Source organism: Streptomyces sp. R21, from assembly GCF_041051975.1.
GTDB lineage: Bacteria > Actinomycetota > Actinomycetes > Streptomycetales > Streptomycetaceae > Streptomyces.
This window is the reverse complement of record NZ_CP163435.1, coordinates 7,864,863-7,882,636: the sequence shown is the minus strand read 5'-3', so window position 1 is coordinate 7,882,636 and position 17,774 is coordinate 7,864,863. Positions and strand designations below refer to the sequence as shown.

The 17,774-nt window shown below is 72.3% G+C and carries 16 protein-coding genes; 3 read left to right on the top strand and 13 right to left on the bottom strand.

All coding sequences use genetic code 11. The features are described 5' to 3' along the window. Positions 1 to 38: 38 nt before the first annotated feature. Positions 39 to 1,421: an FAD-binding protein gene (locus AB5J56_RS35080; protein ID WP_369238777.1), complete on the top strand. Its 1,383-nt coding sequence runs from the start codon at positions 39 to 41 to the stop codon at positions 1,419 to 1,421. Between the two features lie 24 nt (positions 1,422 to 1,445). On the opposite strand, the gene AB5J56_RS35075 is transcribed toward AB5J56_RS35080, so the two are convergent. The 3 genes from AB5J56_RS35075 to AB5J56_RS35065 all read right to left on the bottom strand — a co-directional run bounded on the left by AB5J56_RS35075 (position 1,446) and on the right by AB5J56_RS35065 (position 4,219). Next, on the bottom strand, positions 1,446 to 1,562 hold the full coding sequence (locus AB5J56_RS35075) for an FAD-dependent oxidoreductase (protein WP_369238775.1): 117 nt from the start codon (positions 1,560 to 1,562) through the stop codon (positions 1,446 to 1,448). Between the two features lie 146 nt (positions 1,563 to 1,708). Beyond that, on the bottom strand, positions 1,709 to 2,701 hold the full coding sequence (locus AB5J56_RS35070) for a flavin monoamine oxidase family protein (protein WP_369238773.1): 993 nt from the start codon (positions 2,699 to 2,701) through the stop codon (positions 1,709 to 1,711). A 12-nt stretch (positions 2,702 to 2,713) separates the two neighbouring features. After that, positions 2,714 to 4,219 carry an APC family permease gene (locus AB5J56_RS35065; RefSeq protein ID WP_369238771.1) on the bottom strand — a complete coding sequence of 502 codons (1,506 nt, stop codon included), beginning with the start codon at positions 4,217 to 4,219 and terminating at the stop codon, positions 2,714 to 2,716. 223 nt (positions 4,220 to 4,442) lie between these two features. Between AB5J56_RS35065 and AB5J56_RS35060 the strand changes: the two genes are divergently transcribed. Continuing rightward, positions 4,443 to 6,083 (top strand): PucR family transcriptional regulator, encoded by a 1,641-nt coding sequence (locus tag AB5J56_RS35060; protein WP_369238769.1) that lies wholly within the window; start codon positions 4,443 to 4,445, stop codon positions 6,081 to 6,083. Positions 6,084 to 6,105: 22 nt separating this feature from the next. Here the strand turns inward: AB5J56_RS35060 and AB5J56_RS35055 are convergent, their stop codons facing one another. The 6 genes from AB5J56_RS35055 to AB5J56_RS35030 all read right to left on the bottom strand — a co-directional run bounded on the left by AB5J56_RS35055 (position 6,106) and on the right by AB5J56_RS35030 (position 13,157). Further along, positions 6,106 to 7,248 carry a glycosyltransferase family 4 protein gene (locus tag AB5J56_RS35055; protein WP_369238767.1) on the bottom strand — a complete coding sequence of 381 codons (1,143 nt, stop codon included), beginning with the start codon at positions 7,246 to 7,248 and terminating at the stop codon, positions 6,106 to 6,108. Between the two features lie 1,050 nt (positions 7,249 to 8,298). Beyond that, complete coding sequence (locus tag AB5J56_RS35050) at positions 8,299 to 9,069, bottom strand: hypothetical protein (protein WP_369238765.1); 771 nt, start codon at positions 9,067 to 9,069, stop codon at positions 8,299 to 8,301. A 101-nt stretch (positions 9,070 to 9,170) separates the two neighbouring features. Continuing rightward, a complete protein-coding gene (recN, locus tag AB5J56_RS35045; protein WP_369238763.1) occupies positions 9,171 to 10,901 on the bottom strand; it encodes a DNA repair protein RecN in 1,731 nt (576 codons plus the stop codon). Positions 10,902 to 11,099: 198 nt separating this feature from the next. Continuing rightward, positions 11,100 to 12,005: an NAD kinase gene (locus AB5J56_RS35040; RefSeq protein ID WP_369238761.1), complete on the bottom strand. Its 906-nt coding sequence runs from the start codon at positions 12,003 to 12,005 to the stop codon at positions 11,100 to 11,102. Continuing rightward, positions 12,002 to 12,817: a TlyA family RNA methyltransferase gene (locus AB5J56_RS35035; protein WP_369238759.1), complete on the bottom strand. Its 816-nt coding sequence runs from the start codon at positions 12,815 to 12,817 to the stop codon at positions 12,002 to 12,004. The genes AB5J56_RS35040 and AB5J56_RS35035 overlap by 4 nt, the downstream gene beginning before the upstream one ends. A gap of 7 nt (positions 12,818 to 12,824) precedes the next feature. Further along, positions 12,825 to 13,157, bottom strand: a complete 333-nt coding sequence (locus tag AB5J56_RS35030) for a hypothetical protein (protein ID WP_369242978.1) — start codon at positions 13,155 to 13,157, stop codon at positions 12,825 to 12,827. A gap of 72 nt (positions 13,158 to 13,229) precedes the next feature. Between AB5J56_RS35030 and AB5J56_RS35025 the strand changes: the two genes are divergently transcribed. Then, positions 13,230 to 13,577, top strand: coding sequence for an SCP2 sterol-binding domain-containing protein (locus AB5J56_RS35025; protein WP_369238757.1), 348 nt, complete (start codon positions 13,230 to 13,232; stop codon positions 13,575 to 13,577). On the opposite strand, the gene AB5J56_RS35020 is transcribed toward AB5J56_RS35025, so the two are convergent. From AB5J56_RS35020 to AB5J56_RS35005, 4 genes are all read right to left on the bottom strand, one after another. Beyond that, positions 13,561 to 14,499, bottom strand: a complete 939-nt coding sequence (locus tag AB5J56_RS35020) for an ABC transporter ATP-binding protein (protein ID WP_369238755.1) — start codon at positions 14,497 to 14,499, stop codon at positions 13,561 to 13,563. The genes AB5J56_RS35025 and AB5J56_RS35020 overlap by 17 nt on opposite strands. Next, positions 14,496 to 15,560 (bottom strand): FecCD family ABC transporter permease, encoded by a 1,065-nt coding sequence (locus AB5J56_RS35015; protein ID WP_369238753.1) that lies wholly within the window; start codon positions 15,558 to 15,560, stop codon positions 14,496 to 14,498. Before AB5J56_RS35015 ends, AB5J56_RS35020 begins: the two co-directional genes overlap by 4 nt. Beyond that, positions 15,557 to 16,600 (bottom strand): FecCD family ABC transporter permease, encoded by a 1,044-nt coding sequence (locus tag AB5J56_RS35010; RefSeq protein WP_369238751.1) that lies wholly within the window; start codon positions 16,598 to 16,600, stop codon positions 15,557 to 15,559. The genes AB5J56_RS35015 and AB5J56_RS35010 overlap by 4 nt, the downstream gene beginning before the upstream one ends. A 97-nt stretch (positions 16,601 to 16,697) precedes the next feature. Next, positions 16,698 to 17,726: an HAD hydrolase-like protein gene (locus tag AB5J56_RS35005; protein WP_369238749.1), complete on the bottom strand. Its 1,029-nt coding sequence runs from the start codon at positions 17,724 to 17,726 to the stop codon at positions 16,698 to 16,700. Positions 17,727 to 17,774 lie beyond the last annotated feature (48 nt).

The following is a 17,774-nucleotide window of genomic DNA, read 5'->3' as shown; positions in this document are numbered from 1 at the left end:
GGAAGCAGACGAAAGCCCCTTTTCGGAAGGTGGCGGACATGGCTTCCCCATCGAAGGCGGGCGCGGCCCTCGCCGCGCTTCGCGAGGATCTGGTCGGCGACGTGTTCGCCCCGCAGGACGCGGGATACGACGGGGCCCGCGTCGTCTTCAACGCGATGGTCGACCGGCGCCCGGCGGTGATCGCGCAGTGTGCGAACGCGGGCGATGTCGTACGGGCCGTGCGCTTCGGCCGGGAACTCGACCTGCCCATCGCGGTCCGCGGCGGCGGGCACAGCGTGGCGGGCATGGCCCTGGGTGACGGCGCGCTCGTCGTCGATCTGCGCCGGATGCACGAGGTGACGGTCCATCCCGGCTCGGCGAGCGTACGCATCGAGGGCGGCGCCACCATGAGCCATCTCGACCGGGCCACTCAGCCGTACGGCCTGGCGACCACCGGCGGGCGGGCCTCGACGACGGGCGTGGGCGGGTTCGTGCTGGGCGGCGGCACCGGCTGGCTCGACCGGGCGTTCGGCCTGGCCGTGGACAACCTTCTCGGCGTCGAGCTGGTCACCTCCGAGGGCGCGACCGTCCTGGCGAGCGCGGAGGAGAACCCGGAGCTGTTCTGGGCGCTGCACGGCGGCGGCGGGAACTTCGGCGTCGCCACCGCGCTCACCCTGAAGCTGCACGAGCTGCCGGCGTTCTCCATCGCCATGGTGCTGTGCCTTCCGGAGCACGCGCCCGAGGTCACCCGCACCTACCGCGAGCTCATCGAGACCGGCCCGCAGGAGGCGAGCGGCGGCGTCATCTTCCTGACCGGGCCGCCCGAGGAGTTCGTCCCCCCGCACCTACAGGGCAAGCGGCTGTGCGGCGCCCTCGTGGCGTACGCGGGCGCCGAGGAGGACATGCGCAAGGTGGCCCAGCCGCTGCTGGCCCTGCCGCACGAGGTGGAGATCGTCACCGCCATGCCCTACGCCGACTTCCAGACCATGTTCGACGACCCGCCCAACATGCGGAACTACTGGTCCGCGGAGTACCTGACGGGCGCACCCGACGAGCTGCTGGACGTCTACTGCGAACTCGGGGAGACGCTGCCGGTGCCCACGGGCACCCAGCACGTCCTGTTCCCGCAGGGCGGCGCGATCGCCGCGGGCCCGGCCGAGTACCCGATGCCCTTCCGGGACGCCCCCTGGGCCGTGCACCCCTTCGGCATCTGGGAGGACCCGGCCGACGACGAGCGGTGCATCCAGTGGGTCAAGGACGTACGCGCCCGCGTCCAGCCGTGGAGCACGGGCGCGACCTACCTCAACTTCATCGGGAACGAGGGCACGGACCGGGTGGTGGCCGGCCTCGGCGCCGAGAACACCCGTCGCCTGGCCGCGGTGAAGCGGGAGTACGACCCGGACAACGTCTTCCGCTTCAACCACAACATCGCTCCGGCATAGACCACACCGGTCTGGGCGGTCCGCTCAGGAGACGGCCGCGATCACCTCCTTCGCGGCGCGCTCGCCCTCCGTGGCACCGCCCTCCATGAAGCCCTGGAAGTCGTACGAGCAGTGCTCGCCGCCGATGTGCACGGCTGACATAGGGATCGTTCTCGTACGAGAACGGCGCCGCCGGCGTCAGGGACCTGGCGAGGCTGCCGCCGCGGTACTGGAGCAGGATGCCGCCCGTGCCCGGCTGGACCTTGGTGGTGTCCCAGGTCTGCTGGACGTCGGTGTCGGTGAAGCAGTCACCCGCGGAGACGCCGGGCCAGGAGCCGGTGCCGCGCCAAGGGCGGCTGGAGAACTGCATGTTGAGCTTGGTGCAGAAGCCCATGCGGGCGTCGCGCAGCAGGTTCGTCATGCGGGTGTCGAACGTCGGGCAGGAAGTCCGCGATGGCGTGCGGGAGTTGGTCGTTGCCGCCGGTGATGTGGTACCGCTCGTTGGACAGGCCCCAGACGTTGAAGTTTCCCGGATTGGTCTGGTGGCCCATGAGCAGGACGAGGGCGAGCGAGGACTGGTCGGCGGTGTCGGCGCCGTACTCGACGTTGTAGGCGACGTCGAAGAACCGTCCGAGGGGTGAGCCGTGGCCGCCCGGGACGCGCGAGTCGATCCAGTCGTACAGGGACATGTTGTCGAGGGCGGTGCCCGTCGCCGTCGTCTGGTTCCAGAAGACCTCGCCGGAGTTCTGCAGGGCCTGGTGGAGGGCCTGGTAGACCGCCTTGAAGTCCTCGTCGGCCTGGGCGCGCGGGTAGTACTCGTCGTTGAACCAGAGGACTTCTTCGGCCCCGTTGGGACCGCCGCCGAGGAAGTCCTCGGTGGGCAGCGAGAAGCGGCGGCAGAGTTCCAGCATCTTCTTGTGGCTGGTGTCGATCAGCTCGCCGCCGATCTCGGAGGTCTGGCCGTACGCCCAGTGGTCGCGCTGGGAGTACATGCGACCGCCGACACGGTCGGGGTTGGCCTCGTAGAGCGTGCAGGCGTAGCCCGCGTCGTGCAGGGTGAGGGCGGCGGTGAGGCCTGCGATTCCGGCGCCCACCACGGCGATCCGAGGCGCGGACGCGGCGCCGGCACTGGGGGCTGCTGCCGCCACGCTCGCGGTACTGGTCGCCGCGAGGGCCGCGGCCCCTTTCAGGAGGGAGCGCCGGCGGATCCGCGCCTCCTCCACCGGAAGGCCGTATCGCTGTGCGGCGGCATGGTCGGCGACGAGGGTGCGCAGGGCGTGCATCGTGTGCGTACGGGACACGGTGTGAGCTCCTCAGACGGTGGCGGAGGGTTCCATGACGTCGTCCGTGCGCTCGGCCGCGTCCTCCAGGACGATCCGGCCGATGATGTCGTAGCGTTCCGGCTTCCTGGCCTTGAGGTAGAAGCCGAGGCCGAGGCCGCCGAAGAAGACCAGGCCCACGATCCACGGGATGGCCTTGAAGAGGAGCGAGTCGGCCGCCGTACCCGCGGCGGTGTCCAGGTTCATGACCAGCAGCACGACGACCGCGATCATGCCGATGCCGCCGATCAGCGGCGCCGTGAAGGTCCTGAACCAGTGCCGGTCCTCGGGGTGGTTCCTGCGGAAGTAGCCGATGACCGCGAACGAGCAGAGCGTCTGCACGATGAGGATCGCCATCGTGCCCAGGATCGCGAGCAGCGTGTACAGATGGACGTACGGGTCCTGCCCGGTCAGCCAGAAGGCGCCCACGAGCGCGACCGCGATGACGGACTGGACGAACGAGGCGATGTGCGGGGAACCGTGCCGCGGGTGGGTGCGGCCCAGCGCCGGGTGCAGGAAGCCCTCGCGGCCGATCGCGTACAAGTACCGGGCCGCGCACTGGTGGAAGGCCATCCCGCAGGCGAACGAGCCGGTGATCAGCAGCCACTGGAAGGCGTCGACCGCCCAGGCGCCGATGAAGGCGTGCGCCGGGTCGAAGAACAGGTCGAGCGGGCTGGTCCCGGAGGAGATCTTGACGGACCCCTTCAGCCCGTTGCCCGCGATGGTCATCCAGGAGACGTAGATGTAGAAGAGACCGACGCCGACGACCGAGATCAGCGTGGCCCGCGGGATCACCCGCTTCGGATCGCACGACTCCTCGCCGTACATCGCCGTCGACTCGAAGCCGACCCACGACCAGAACGCGAAGAACAGGCCGAGCCCGGCGGAGGTGCCGGTGAACGCGTTCTTCGGGTTGATCGGCTCGACCGGGATGCCGTCCGGGCCGCCGCCGTGCACCAGCACGGCGGTGGCCACCACGAACAGCACGGCGATCTCGGCGATCAGCATCACGCCGAGCGCCTTCGCGGTCAGGTTGATGTCGAAGAACGACAGCACGGCCGTGACGGCGAGCATCGCGGCCGCGTAGAGGATCCACGGCACGTCGACACCCAGCTGATCGTTGACGGTGGTCTTCGCGAAGTACGAGAAGACGCCGACGATGGACGCCTCGAAGACGATGTACGCCATCACGGCGAGCATCCCGGAGGCCATGCCCGCGATCCGGCCCAGGCCGTGCGAGATGTAGCCGTAGAAGGCGCCCGCCGCGGTGATCCGCTTGGCCATGGCGACGTACCCGACGGAGAACACCGTCAGCACGAGCGTCGCGAAGAGATAGCCCGCCGGCGCGCCCGTGCCGTTGCCGAAACCGACGGCGATGGGGAGGTTGCCGGTCATCGCGGTGATCGGGGCGGCGGTGGCGACCGCCATGAACACCACACCGACCAGACCTACGGAATTCGCTTTGAGGCGATGTACCTCTCGCGTGGGTGTCTCTGCCATTCCCGCCCCTCTCAACGTGCCGACTCAACGGAATCCGAAGATCCCTACGCGGTTGCCTTGCGGATGCGACAGTCTGGCGGTGGGGTGACGCACGCCACAACAGACACGAGGTCGCGCAATTCCGGGGCTGGGGCGACGCATTGTCGCGCACATGCCGCCCGTGATCGTCCCCGCAACCGCCAGGAGATGTCACCGGAACGCGTCCGCGGGTAGCGTCCGCTGCATGGACAGCCGTACGGACACCCGTTTCGACACTCAGGGCGCCGGAATCACCGTGCAGCGGGCACTGGAGCTGCCCGGGCTGCGCAGCGGGCTGCCGGAGATCCTCGCCGGGGCCGACCGGCTGGGGCGCACGGTGCGCTGGGTGCACGCGGGCGAGGTCCCGAACATCGCCTCCCTGCTCAAGGGCGGCGAACTGCTGCTCACGACCGGCTACGGCCTCGGCACCCGCCCCGCCGAGCAGCGCGCCTTCGTGCGCACCCTGGCCGAACGCGGCATCGCGGCGCTCGTCGTCGAACTCGGCCCGCGCTTCACCCGGCTGCCCGCCGCCCTCGTGGAGACCGCCCGCACGACCGGGCTCCCCCTCGTCCAGCTGCACCGCGAGGTGCCCTTCGTGACGGTCACGGAGGAGATCCACACCGAGATCGTCAACGGCCACTACGCACTGCTCCAGCAGGCGGAGGAGGTCCACCGGCGATGTACCGAGGCCCTCCTCGGCGGCGGCGGAGTGCCCCAGGTCCTCGGCATCCTCGCGGACTTCAGCGGCAACCCGGTCTTCCTGGAGACGGCCGACGGACAGCTTCTTTACGCCGCCGGGGCCGGGCCCGCGGGCGCCGATCCGCTCCAGGTCTGGGAGGGCCTGCGCGGCCAGCACAAGGAGGAGCCGCCCGCGGGGACGACGATCGTGGACGTGCCCGGCGGCGGCCCCGGCACCGGCTCGGTCCGCGCCCGGCTGGTCCTGCTGCCCGTCAGCGCCCCGATCGCCCCCGTGCACCGCATCGCGGCGGAGCGGGCCGCGGGCATCCTGGCCGTGGTCCTGATGCAGGCCCGTCAGGAGGAGGAGCTGGCGGCACGCGGTCGCGGCGACTTCCTCACCGACCTCGCCGAGGGCCGCATCGCCGCGGAGGACGCGCCCGCGCAGGCCCGCGTCCTCGGCTTCAAGCCCGGCACCAGCCCGCTCCTGCCGGTCGTCATGCGACTCGCCGACGGCCTTGCCCCGGGCGGCGGTTGGGCCGTCCTGGCACGGGCGGTCGCCGAGGAGCTGGCGTCGGTGGGGGTGCCGGTCCTGTTGGGCGTACGTCCGGTCGAGGGCCGTGTCCCGCTGCTGCTGGGCCTGCGCTCGGAATCCGAACGCGCGGCCGTCGCGGACCGGGTCGCGGCGGCGCTGCGGGCGGGCGTGGAGCGGGCGGGCATGCAACGGCCGGGCGCGCAGCCCCCCGTGGTGGTCGTCGGGGTCGCGGGAGGCTGGGCGGCGGCCTCGGCGGGCCTGCGGCACGCCGCCGAGACGGCGACGGCGGCGCAGGGCCTGTCGGACCGCCCCTGGTACGACGCCCGCCGCCTCGACATCGACCTGCTGCTGTGGCGGCTGCGCGACCACCGGGACCTGGCGGCGTTCGTGGAGCGCGCGATCGGGCCGCTCCGCGACCACGACAACCGCTCCAAGCCGCCTCTGCTCCCCACCCTGGAGACGTACTTGGCGCACGCGGGCCGCAAGGCGGAGACGGCCCGCGAGCTGCACCTCAACCGCCAGACGCTCTACAACCGCCTCGCCCGGATCGGGGAGTTGCTGGGCACCGACCTCGACGACCCGCAGACGGTCCTGGCGTTGAGCCTGGCACTACGGGCGCGCAGACACGTGCCGTAGCGGCGACGACGGCCCGATCGCCTCAGCCGCCGAGCGGCCGCGGCTGGGTCAACTCGTCGTAGACACTCAGCACTTGGGCGACGGTCTCGTCCTCGGTGGGCCACGTGGCAGCCTGCTGGACACCCCGCTCCTGCAGCCACTCGCGGCGAACGGGATCCTCAAGAAGACGTACGACGGCTTCGGCGAGGGCCCGCGCGTCGCCGTAGGGCACGAGTTCGGCCGCGTCGCCGACCAGCTCGGGGATGCCGCCGACGTCGGTCGCGACGAGCGGCACGCGCGCGTGGAGGGCTTCCTGCGCGAGGACGGAACGGGACTCCCAACTGCTGGGCAGCAGTGCGAGATCGGCGGCGGCGAGCAGCTCCGTGATGTCGTCGCGCCGCCCGACCAGCCGGACCGGCAGCTCCTCGTCCTCGATACGCCGCTGAAGAACCGCCCGCAGCGGCCCTTCTCCCGCGATCACGAGCAGAGGCATCGGGTCGAGGCCCCGCCACGTACGCGCCGCATCCAGCAGGGTCTCGTAGCCGCGATGCCGGTCCAGGGAGCCGACCGCCATGAGCAACGGCCGGTCGGTGGCGCCGAGTTCGGCCCGCGCCTTGTGCCGCAGCCGGTCGGGGTCCTCGAACTCGACGGGCCCCCGCGGGGCGGGAAAGGTGACGGCGGCGAGGCGGGCGTCCCGCGCTCCCCGGCTGCGGGCCCGGTCCACCAGGTCGGACGAGGTCCCGAGAACCACGGCGGCCGCCCTGGCGACCCGCCGCTCCAGCATCCGCAGCAGATGCGCGCGGGCGCCTTCGGCGTAGGAGCGGGTGTGCCAGGTGACGACGAGCGGGGTGTGCCGCCGTCCGCTGAGCGCGAGAGCGGCCCGCAGCGCGGCGTGCAGCCCGTGCGCGTGCACGAGGTCGGCCTCCGCGCAGGCCGCCCGCAGCGCGGCCACGGAGGCCGGGTCACTGCTGCGCGGTACGGGCACATGCTGGGCGCCCACACCGGTGAAACCGTACGCACGGTCGGCCTCATAGGGGGCGCACACGGTCACCCGCACGCCCCGGGCGACGAGCCCCGAGGCCAGCGACCGCACATGCGCGCTGCTGCCCGCGCTCCCGCCGCCGAGCACCTGCACGGTGCGCAGCGGCGACTGACCCTGCGGTGAGTGGCTGCTCACGTGGCTCACGTGGCCGGGGCTCCTGGTTCGGCGTCGGACGGTCACGAAGAAAAGTACAGAAAGATCGCGCGGCGGGGGTGTACCGCACGTCGTACTCCGCGTACTCCGTCAAGGATGCCAGCACGCACGGCTGTTCCGGCACCACCGACGGACCCCGCACACGGAGAAGCACCGGAGCACACGACGCCGGTCACTCACACGAGTGAGAAGTGCGGTGCTTTCGGGCGGTCTTGGGGTACTTTGGCACGGCCTCCACAGATTTGAAGGATCGGGAGCGCCCGAGGGCGCGGGGGCGCTGGGGTTCGGGGTGGGGGCGGAAGGTGGGGTGGGAGCCGGGGCTGGGAGGGCTTGTTCGATGAGGGTTCGACGGACTCCATGGACTCGACGTGGGCTTGGTGAAACGGACGAAGGGGGTTGGGGGGATCGGCTGATGGGGGGGGGGGGAGGGGCGGGCGGTAGAGGGGGGCGAGAAGGGATCAGGGCGGGGTGCGGTTGGGCGACGTGGGGGTGCGCGAGGGGCGGTGGACGGGGGCGAGGCTCGGGCGACGCAGGTCCCCGGGGGGGGCGGCCGACGGAGGGCGAGGCTCGGCCGGAGCGGGTTCGAGGGGCAGCCGACGAGCAGTTCGAGGCTCGGCCGGAACAGGTTCGAGGGGGAGCCAGGGCGGGAGCGAAGAGCGGTGGACGCAAGTTCGAGTGGCGGCCATCGCGGGGGCGAGGAGCGGTGGGCAGGGGTTCAAGAGGCGGCCGGCACCGGGGCGAGGAGCGGTGGATGAGGGTTCGCGACCCGGCCTGCGCAGGTTCGAGGGCCGGCCGACCCGGGCCCGAGAGGCGGCGGATGCGGGGTCAGGGGACAGCCGACGCAAGTCCCAGGAACGGCCCACCCAGACCCGAGGAACGGCCGACCCGTCGAGGGACGGACAGCGCAGGTCCCAGGAACGGCCGACCCGAGTCCCAGGGGCTGTGGACGTGGGTTCGCGGCTCAGTCAGCGCGGGGGCAGGGCGCGGCCGGCGGCCGTAGGACGGTCGGTCGGCCCTAGGACGGTCGGTCAGCCGTGTTGTTCAGGAGCCGGCTCGCCCCAACGACCGTGCCGCGTCGCTGACCCTGTCCCCGTACACCGTCGCGGTCACCAGCACCGCCGCGTGGGCGAGGAGTCCCGCCCGCCCGTTGCCGGCGACGATGGCGGCGCCCAGGGTGGCACCGAGGGCGTGGGCCCCGCTGTCGCCGATCATCGTGCGCTCGCCGAGGTCGTCGGGGAGTACGGCTCCGGCCGCGCCCATGGCCACCGCGGACAACTCCCCCGCCGACCCGCCCCGCAGCAATCCGGGCGCCCCCAGGACGAGCACCGCGCCGGCGGCCCGCCCCGGGTGGACGTCCACGAGGTTGACGAAGTGCGCGGTCCCCGCGATCACGACCCCGGCGAGAACCTTGTCGAGGGGCCGTTCTTTGAGAAAGGCGCCCGCCACCAGCCCGGCCGCCGAAATCCCGAACAACTTGACGGCGCCACTGGTCACTTCACCGTCCCGCAGCGCCCCGAGATGGGCCCGGAAACCGCGCCGCGGATCACCCGCCCCGGCGACATCGTCGTAGCCACCGCACACACCGGCGGCGAATACAGCCAGGCCCGCGCCCCCGTGAACGCGGCCGGCGCCCAGCGCGGTTCCGGCGACCGTGGCGGGGCCCGCGTACAACTCGACCGTACGGCCCGCGTAGTTCGTGCGCTGCCAGCGCTCCGGGCCGCCCGGGGCCCACGCCCGCAGGGCAGCGATGCCGGCGCGGGTGATGGCCGCGGTGAGGGCGAGGGCGGTGGCTCTGCGGCGGGTGGCGATCATGAAAGCCACTCTACGAAGCCGGGAGCGGGACCCACGGCGCAGGCCGGAGCCAGCTGGGAAACCGCCGCGGAGCGGCGAGGATCCCCCACCGCTCCCGGGGACTACGCGTCCGAGCGAGCCGTGGCCAACAACTCCTCCGCGTGTGCCCGAGCCGTCTCGGAGTCCTCCTGCCCCGCGAGCATGCGGGACAGCTCACGGATGCGTTCCTCGCCCTCGAGGACCTTCACCCCGGACCGGGTGACCGACCCGTCGTTGGTCTTCTCCACCAGCAGCTGCCGGTCGGCGAACGCGGCCACCTGCGGCAGATGCGTGACGACCACGACCTGCGCGGTCCTGGCCAGCCGCGCGAGCCGCCGCCCGATCTCGACCGCGGCCTTGCCGCCGACCCCCGCGTCGACCTCGTCGAAGAGATACGTCGGCACCGGATCCGTCCCCGCGAACACGACCTCCACCGCGAGCATCACCCGCGAGAGCTCACCGCCTGAGGCGCCCTTGGCGATGGGCCGCGGCGGCGCCCCGGGGTGCGGGGCGAGCAGCAGCTCGACCTCGTCGACGCCCGCCGGGCCGTAGGCGACCGTACGGCCGCCGAGTTCGACCCCTTCCGGGTCGTCGGTCTGCCGGATCTCGAACGACACGCGCGCGTGAGGCATGGCGAGCGAGGCCAGCTCGGCGGTCACGGCGGCGGCGAACCGCTCGGCGGCCTCGGTGCGGGCGTCCGTCAACGCCTGGGCGAGCCCGCCCAGTTCGGTCCGCAGCGCGTCCCGTTCCCCGGTCAGCTCGTCGATCCGCTCGTCGTCGCCGTCGAGTTCGAGGAGCCGCGCGGCACTCTGCTCGGCCCATGCCAGCACGGCGTCGATGTCCGTGCCGTACTTCCGGGTGAGCTGGGTCAGCGCGGCCCGGCGCTCCTCCACCGCCGCGAGCCGCAGCGGATCGGCGTCGAGGTCGTCGGCGTACCCCGCCAGCTCCCCCGCCACGTCACCCAGCAGAATCCCGATCTCCCCGATCCGCCCGGACAGCGCGGCGAGCGCGGAGTCGTGGGACCGCACCGCCTCCAGGGCCCGGTGCGCGCCCGCCACGAGCGTGGTGGCGTCGATGCCCTCCGGGTCCTCGGGGTTGCCCGCGAGCGCGGCATGCGCGGCCGTGGCGGCGGACGCGAGCGCCTCAGCGTGCCCGAGCCGCTCGGCCTCGGCGGCCAGCTCCACGTCCTCACCGGCGCGCGGCTCCACGGCCGCGATCTCGTCGAGCCCGAAGCGCAGCATGTCGGCTTCCTGGGCGCGTTCCCTCGCGCGCGTGGTGATCTCGTCCAGCTCGGCCGAGATCGCCCGCAGCCGGCGGTACGCGCCCACGTACTTCGCGAGCGGCGCGGCGACCGCGTCCCCGGCGTACCGGTCGAGCGCCTGCCGCTGCCGGGACAGCTTGAGCAGTCCCTGCTGGTCGGTCTGGCCGTGCACGGCGACGAGTTCGTCGGCGAGTTCGGCGAGCACCCCCACAGGCACCGAGCGGCCGCCCAGGTGCGCCCGCGAGCGCCCCTCCGCGGAAACGGTACGGCTGATCAGCAGCGCCCCGTCGTCGAGTTCGGCGCCCGCCTCCTCGGCCCGTAGGACCGCCGTCCCGCCCGGGGGTACGGCGATGCGCCCCTCCACGACCGCGTTCTTCGCGCCGATCCGCACCAGGGCGGCGTCCGCGCGTCCACCGAGCAGCAGCCCGAGGCTGGTGACCACCATCGTCTTGCCCGCACCGGTCTCACCCGTCACGGCGGTGAAGCCCGGCGACAGCTCGACGACCGCGTCGTCGATGACTCCGAGCGACCGTATCCGCATCTCCTCCAACACGGACACGACCTTACGAGGTCAGGGCCCGGCTGTGCGACGGGCCCTGCCCCGCTTGTGCGAAGGCGCAGGTGACAAGGGCACGCAAACAGACCATGTCACCCGCGGGAGTGGGCCTCCGGCGCGCCCCGGAAGCCGTACGACGCCCTCAAAACCGTACGACTGAGCCGTACGACTGAGATAGACGACCGAGATGGACGGCTAATGCGGTGCTCCCCGCCACCCCGCCACCGGCAGCGCGAACTTCGCGACCAGCCGGTCCGTGAACGACGCATGGTGCAGCCGAGCGAGCCGCACCGGCACCGCCCCGCGCCGCACCTCGACCCGAGCCCCCGGCGGCAGCTCCACCGTCCGGCGCCCGTCGCACCACAGGACGCCCGGTGGAATGTGCGGCAGCACCTCCACCGCGAGCACCGAGTCCGGCGAGGTCACCAGTGGCTTGGCGAACAGGGCGTGTGCGCTGATCGGCACCATGAGCAGCGCCTCGACCTCCGGCCAGACCACGGGTCCGCCGGCGGAGAAGGCGTACGCCGTCGAGCCGGTCGGGGTCGACAGGACGATGCCGTCGCAGCCGAAGCCGGTCACCGGCCGCCCGTCGATCTCCAGGACGACTTCGAGGAGCTTCTCGGCGCCGGCCTTCTGCACGGCGGCCTCGTTGAGCGCCCAGTCGGTGTGCACGATGTCGCCGTTGCTGTGCACGACGACGTCGACGGTCATGCGCTCCTCGACCTCGTACGCCTTCGTGACGACCCGGTCGACGACCTTGTCGAGGTCGTCGCGCTCGGCCTCCGCGAGGAAGCCGACCCGGCCCAGGTTGACGCCGAGCATCGGGACACCGGACGCGCGGGCGAACTCGGCGCCGCGCAGCAGCGTCCCGTCACCGCCGAGCACGATCAGCAGTTCACACCCGTCGAGGCACTGCGGGGTGGCCTCCTTCACCAGCTCCACGGCCGACGGCAGCGGCAGGTCGGCCGCCTCCGCCGCCAGGACCCGCACGCCGATCCCGGAGCGCAGCAGCCCCTGGACGACGAGCTCCGCGCTGCGGATGGCAGCGGGGCGCCCGGTGTGGGCGAGCAGGAAAACAGTACGAGCTCGGGTCTGTGTCAACGCGGCCCCTCCGCCACTGCACGGTCAACGTCGGCCGGGTCCAGGTCGGGTGCCCCGGCCCGCAGCCACAGAAAGTACTCGACATTGCCCGACGGTCCGGGCAGCGGACTGGCGGTGACACCGTTCACGCCGAGTCCCAGTTCCCCCGCGCGCCGCGCGACCTCGCGCACCGCCTCGGCCCGCAGCTCCGGGCTGCGTACGACACCACCACTCCCCAGCCGCTCCTTCCCCACCTCGAACTGCGGCTTGACCATCATCACCAGGTCGGCGTCGGGCGCCGTGCACCGCGCGAGGGCGGGCAGCACCAGGCCTAGTGGGATGAAGGACAGATCCCCGACGACAAGATCCACGGGCTCCCCATCGATCGCCTCCAACGTCAACTCGCGTACGTTCGTACGGTCCTTGACGGTGACCCGTTCATCGCTCTGCAGAGACCATGCGAGTTGTCCGTAGCCGACGTCGACGGCGACGACGTGTGCGGCACCGGCGCGCAGGAGCACATCGGTGAAGCCGCCGGTGGACGCGCCGGCGTCCAGCGCCCTGCGCCCCTCGACCTTCAGCCCCTGCGGCACGAACGCCGCGAGGGCACCGGCGAGCTTGTGCCCACCGCGCGAGACGTAGTCGGGGTCGCTGTCGTCCTGGGTGACCACGATCGCCGCCGCGGTCTCCACCTGGGTGGCGGGCTTGGTCGCCAGGTTCTTGCCGACGGTGACCCTGCCCGCGGCGATCAGCTGGCTCGCGTGCTCGCGCGAGCGCGCCAGCTTCCGGCGGACCAGCTCGGCGTCGAGGCGGCGTCGTGCCACTCCTGCCACGTTCGGTTCAGCTCCTGCGGTCGTACGAAGAGGGGGCGGCCGGAGGTCCCGGGCGGGCGTCGAGCGCGGTCAGCGCGTCACGCAGCCCCCGGTGTACATCCTCGTACACCTCGACGTGTCCGTCGGTGGCGAGGTGGTCCGCGTCCGTCAACCGGTCGAGCAGGGCCTCCACCTCGGCGTTCCCGGTGGGGGTGCGCGGGACGTTCAACGGGGCCGGGGCGGCGGGGTCGTACTCGGGCTCACTCTGAAGCTCGGGCTCACCCGGAAGGTCGGGCCCACCGGGGAGGTCGGCCTCGTCGGTCCGCTCGGGCTCACCCGGGAGCTCCGGACCGGCCGCCACCGGCTCCGGGCCCGTGAAGGAGTAGCTCATGCCCCGACGCTACCCCGAAGCGCTGGGGTACCGTCGATCACGATGGCGACGATTGAGGAGTGCCGCAGCGCACTCGAGAAGCTCTCCGACAACCTGGCGGGCGCGGAAGGGGACGTACGCACTGCGGCGGCCCTGGACCGCTCGCTGAGCTGCCGTGTCACCGACCTGGACATCACCTTCGTCGGACGCCTCAAGGACGGCCGGATCGAGGTGGTCGACACCCTCCAGGGCACTCCGCGCGACAAGGCCCAGATCCGGCTCACCATGGCGGGCGACGACCTGGTCGCGATGGTCGACGGCGAGCTGAACTTCGCGAAGGCCTGGAGCGCGGGCCGGGTGAAGCTGGAAGCGAGCTTCCGCGACCTGTTCCGGCTCAGGACACTTCTCTAGCCGCGGCGGCCGCACCGACCGGGGCTCCGACTGCCTGCCCCGCCTTGGCCGTACGTGCCTTCCGCGCCGCCGGCACCACCAGCGGCGTCCCCGTCTCCGGGTCGTCGATGACCTGGCAGCGCAGCCCGAAGACGTCCTCCACCAGCTCGGCGGTGACGATGTCGCCGGGCGCACCCTCCGCGATCACCTTGCCGTCGCGAAGCGCGATCAGATGGGTGGCGTACCGGGCCGCGTGGTTGAGGTCGTGCAGCACGGCGACGAGCGTGCGGCCCTGCTCCTCGTGGAGTTCCGCACACAGGTCGAGCACGTCGATCTGGTGCTGGATGTCGAGGTAGGTGGTGGGTTCGTCGAGCAGGAGCAGCGGGGTCTGCTGGGCGAGCGCCATGGCGATCCAGACGCGCTGGCGCTGGCCGCCGGAGAGTTCGTCGACATAGCGGTCGGCCAGCTCGGCGACACCCGTCGAGGCCATCGACTCCTGTACGACCCGTTCGTCCTCGGTCGACCACTGGCGCAGCAGCCCCTGGTGCGGATACCGCCCCCGGCCCACCAGGTCGCCGACCGTGATCCCGTCCGGCGCGATGGACGACTGCGGCAGCAGCCCCAGCGTCCTGGCGACCTTCTTCGCCGGCATCGACTGGATGACCTGCCCGTCAAGGAGCACCCGGCCCTGGCTCGGCTTCAGCATCCGCGAGAGGGCGCGCAGCAGTGTCGACTTTCCGCAGGCGTTCGGGCCGACGATCACGGTGAAGGAGTTGTCGGGGATCTCCACCGACAGGTCCTCCGCGATGACGCGCTGGTCGTAGCCGAGGGTGACATGGTCGGCGGACAGGCGGTTCACTGTGCTCCTCTTGTTGTTCAGCCCGCTGGTGGTATTTCTGCTGTCGGTGCTCCGGCTGGTGGTGCTCCGGCTGGTGGTCCTCATATCCGGCCGGCCTTCCGCTCGGTGACGAGCAGCCACAGCAGATAGAGGCCGCCGAGGACTCCGGTGACGACGCCGACCGGCAGCTGGTCGGCGCCGAAGGCCCGCTGCGAGGCCCAGTCCGAGACGACCAGCAGGGTCGCGCCCATACACATCGACGGCACGAGGTTCGGTCCCGGCGAGCGGGTCAGGCGGCGGGCGAGCTGCGGCGCGGTCAGCGCCACGAAGCCGACCGGGCCCGCGGCTGCGGTGGCGCCCGCGGTGAGCAGCACGGCCGACACCAGGAGCAGCAGTCGTACGCGCTCGACGCGCACGCCCAGGGCGTACGACACGTCGTCGCCCATCTCCGTCATCCGCAGCCCGCGCGCGTTCCCCAGGACGAGCGGCACGAGCACGGCGCACAGGCCGAGCAGCGGCCAGACCTGGTCCCAGTCGCGGCCGTTGAGCGAGCCGGTCATCCAGACGATCGCGCGCGTCGCGTCGACGATGTCGGCCTTGGTCAGCAGATAGCCGTTGACCGCCGTGACGACCGCGGAGACACCGATGCCGACCAGGACGAGCCGGTAGCCGTGCACGCCCTGCTTCCAGGCGAGCGCGTAGATCGCGAACCCGGTGGCCAGGCCCCCGACGAGCGCCCCGAGGGCGACCGCGTCGGCGTCCCCGGAGAACAGCACGATGACGACGAGCGCGCCGGCCGTCGCGCCCTGCCCGAGACCGAGCACGTCGGGACTGCCCAGCGGGTTGCGGGAGACGGACTGGAAGAGCGCGCCGCCGAGTCCGAGCGAGGCGCCCACCAGGAGTCCGACGAGGACCCTCGGCAGCCGCAGGTCGTTGACGATGAACTCCTGGCTCGCGGTGCCGTTCCCGGCCAGTGTCCTGAGGACGTCCGCGGCCGGGATCGGGAAGTCGCCGGTGCCGATCAGCACCACGCTCGCCATGAGCGCCGCCAGCAGGAGCAGGACGACGACGGTGAACGCCCGGACGTCGAACCGTACGGAGAAGCCGCCGCGGGTACGGATCGCCCGAGCCGGACGGACGGAGGTCGGCTTGTGTGTGGTCGTCACAGCTGCGCGGTCCTCCGTCGTCGTACGAGATAGATGAAGACCGGGCCGCCGATGATCGCGGTGACGATGCCGACCTGGAGCTCCGAGGGCCGCGCCACCACTCGTCCGATCACATCGGCGCCGAGCAGCAGCACGGGCGACAGGACGGTCGCGTACGGCAGGATCCAGCGCAGGTCGGGCCCGGTGAAGGACCGGACGACGTGCGGGACCATCAGCCCGACGAACACGATGGGTCCGCAGGCGGCGGTCGCGGCGCCGCACAGCACGGTGGCGGCGGCCATGGCCAGCGCCCGGGTCCGGTTCAGGTTGGCGCCGAGCGCGCGGGCGGTGTCGTCGCCCATGGCCAGGGCGTTCAGCGGCCGGGCCAGGGCGAGCGCGACGGCCGTGCCGACCAGCAGGAACGGCAGCACCTGATTGATGGTCGTGCTGTTGGCCGAGGCGAGCGAGCCGACCGTCCAGAAGCGCATCTTGCCGAGCGCGGCGTCATCCATGATCATCACGGCCTGGAGGTAGCCGTAGAGCCCGGCGCTGATGGCCGTACCCGCGAGCGCGAGCCGTACCGGGGTCGCACCCCGGCTGCCGCCCAGGAACCACACCAGGGCACCGACCGCGGCGGCGCCGAAGAAGGCGAACCACACATAGCCGCTCAGCGAGGTGACGCCGAAGTACGTGATGGCGGTGACGACCGCGGCGGAGGCGCCCGCGTTGATGCCGAGCAGCCCGGGGTCGGCCAGGGGGTTGCGGGTGAGCGCCTGGAGTACGGCGCCGGACAGCCCGAGCGCGGCGCCGACGAGCAGCCCGAGGACGGTACGGGCGACCCGCTCACCGACCACCACGTCGCCGTACGTCCCCGTGTCGTGGAACAGGCCGTGCCAGACCTGGTCCAGCGGCAGCTCCTTCGCACCGATCGCGATGCTCGCCAGCGCGACCGCCGCGAGGACGGCCACGGAGGCGAGCAGCCCAACGGCACGTATCGCCCGGCGGGTTGGGGGCGCGGGGGCGGTCGCCGCGCGCTGTTCGGGGGGACTGTCGACCAACACGAGGTTAGGTTAGCCTACCCTCGCATCAACACTCGATGCCGTACCCAATTACCTGGGCCCTTGCACCGACCGCCCTCCGACTGCCGCGCGGAGCCCCTCACAACCCCAGCCGCGCCAGCGCCTTCCCCCCGTCCAGCTCGCACGAGCCCTCGCCCGCCGCCGTCCAGGCCGCCGCGCACAACGCCCGCAGCCCGTCGAGGGCCTCGCCTTCGCCCTCCAGCTCCAGCCGCTCGCTCCCGGCCGTCGCCGTCCAGCCACCGCACCGGAACCCGTCCCCCGCCTCGACGACCTCCGGCTGCCCGGTGAGCACACCGCGCAGATCCGCGTCGACGTACGTCGGCCGGTGCTGCGGCGGGGCGGCGAGGAGCTGCGCGCCATCGGTCACGCCGGTCAGCACGAGCAGCGAGTCCACCTCGCCGTTGAACGCGCCCTCGATGTCCGTGTCCAGACGGTCGCCGACCACCAGCGGCCGCTCGGCCCCGGTCCGCAGGATCGTCTCGCGGTGCATCGGGGGCAGCGGCTTACCCGCGACCTGCGGCTCGGCGCCCGTGGCGATGCGGACGACTTCCACGGCCGCGCCGTTGCCGGGAGCGATCCCCCGGGCGCTCGGGATCGTCAGGTCGGTGTTGGACGCGAACCACGGCACCCCGCGCGCGATCGCGAAGCTCGCCTCGGCGAAGCGGCTCCAGGGCAGGTCGGGCCCGCCGAAGCCCTGCACGACCGCCACCGGCTCGTCGTCCGCCGACTCGACCGGAACGAGCCCGCGCTCGCGCAGCGCGACCCGCAGCCCGTCCCCGCCGATCACCAGCACGCGGGCACCGCCGGGCACCTGCTCACTGATCAGCCGGGCCACGGCCTGCGCCGACGTGATGACGTCGGAGGCATCCGTCGGTATCCCCAGCTCGCTGAGGTGCTCGGCCACCGCGTCCGGCGTCCGCAGCGCGTTGTTCGTGACGTACGCGAGGTGCATCCCGCCCGCGCGGGCCGTGCCGAGGGACTCCACGGCGTACGCGATCGCGTTCCCTCCCGCGTACACCACCCCGTCCAGGTCGAGCAGGGCCGTGTCGTACGCCTCGCTCAGAGCCTGGCCACTGCCTGCGGGCCGCGTCCTGACGGTCTGGCTCATTACGCATCGCTCCTCGTTCGATCCCATTCCCCCGATCATCGCGCATGC

Bases quoted from the DNA above. Each gene is read 5' to 3' on its own strand.
- AB5J56_RS35005 (WP_369238749.1), bottom strand. From the start codon at position 17,726: ATGAGCCAGACCGTCAGGACGCGGCCCGCAGGCAGTGGCCAGGCTCTG.
- AB5J56_RS35080 (WP_369238777.1), top strand. From the start codon at position 39: ATGGCTTCCCCATCGAAGGCGGGCGCGGCCCTCGCCGCGCTTCGCGAG.
- AB5J56_RS35025 (WP_369238757.1), top strand. From the start codon at position 13,230: ATGGCGACGATTGAGGAGTGCCGCAGCGCACTCGAGAAGCTCTCCGAC.
- AB5J56_RS35065 (WP_369238771.1), bottom strand. From the start codon at position 4,219: ATGGCAGAGACACCCACGCGAGAGGTACATCGCCTCAAAGCGAATTCC.
- AB5J56_RS35060 (WP_369238769.1), top strand. From the start codon at position 4,443: ATGGACAGCCGTACGGACACCCGTTTCGACACTCAGGGCGCCGGAATC.
- AB5J56_RS35075 (WP_369238775.1), bottom strand. From the start codon at position 1,562: ATGTCAGCCGTGCACATCGGCGGCGAGCACTGCTCGTACGACTTCCAG.
- AB5J56_RS35020 (WP_369238755.1), bottom strand. From the start codon at position 14,499: ATGAGGACCACCAGCCGGAGCACCACCAGCCGGAGCACCGACAGCAGA.
- AB5J56_RS35050 (WP_369238765.1), bottom strand. From the start codon at position 9,069: ATGATCGCCACCCGCCGCAGAGCCACCGCCCTCGCCCTCACCGCGGCC.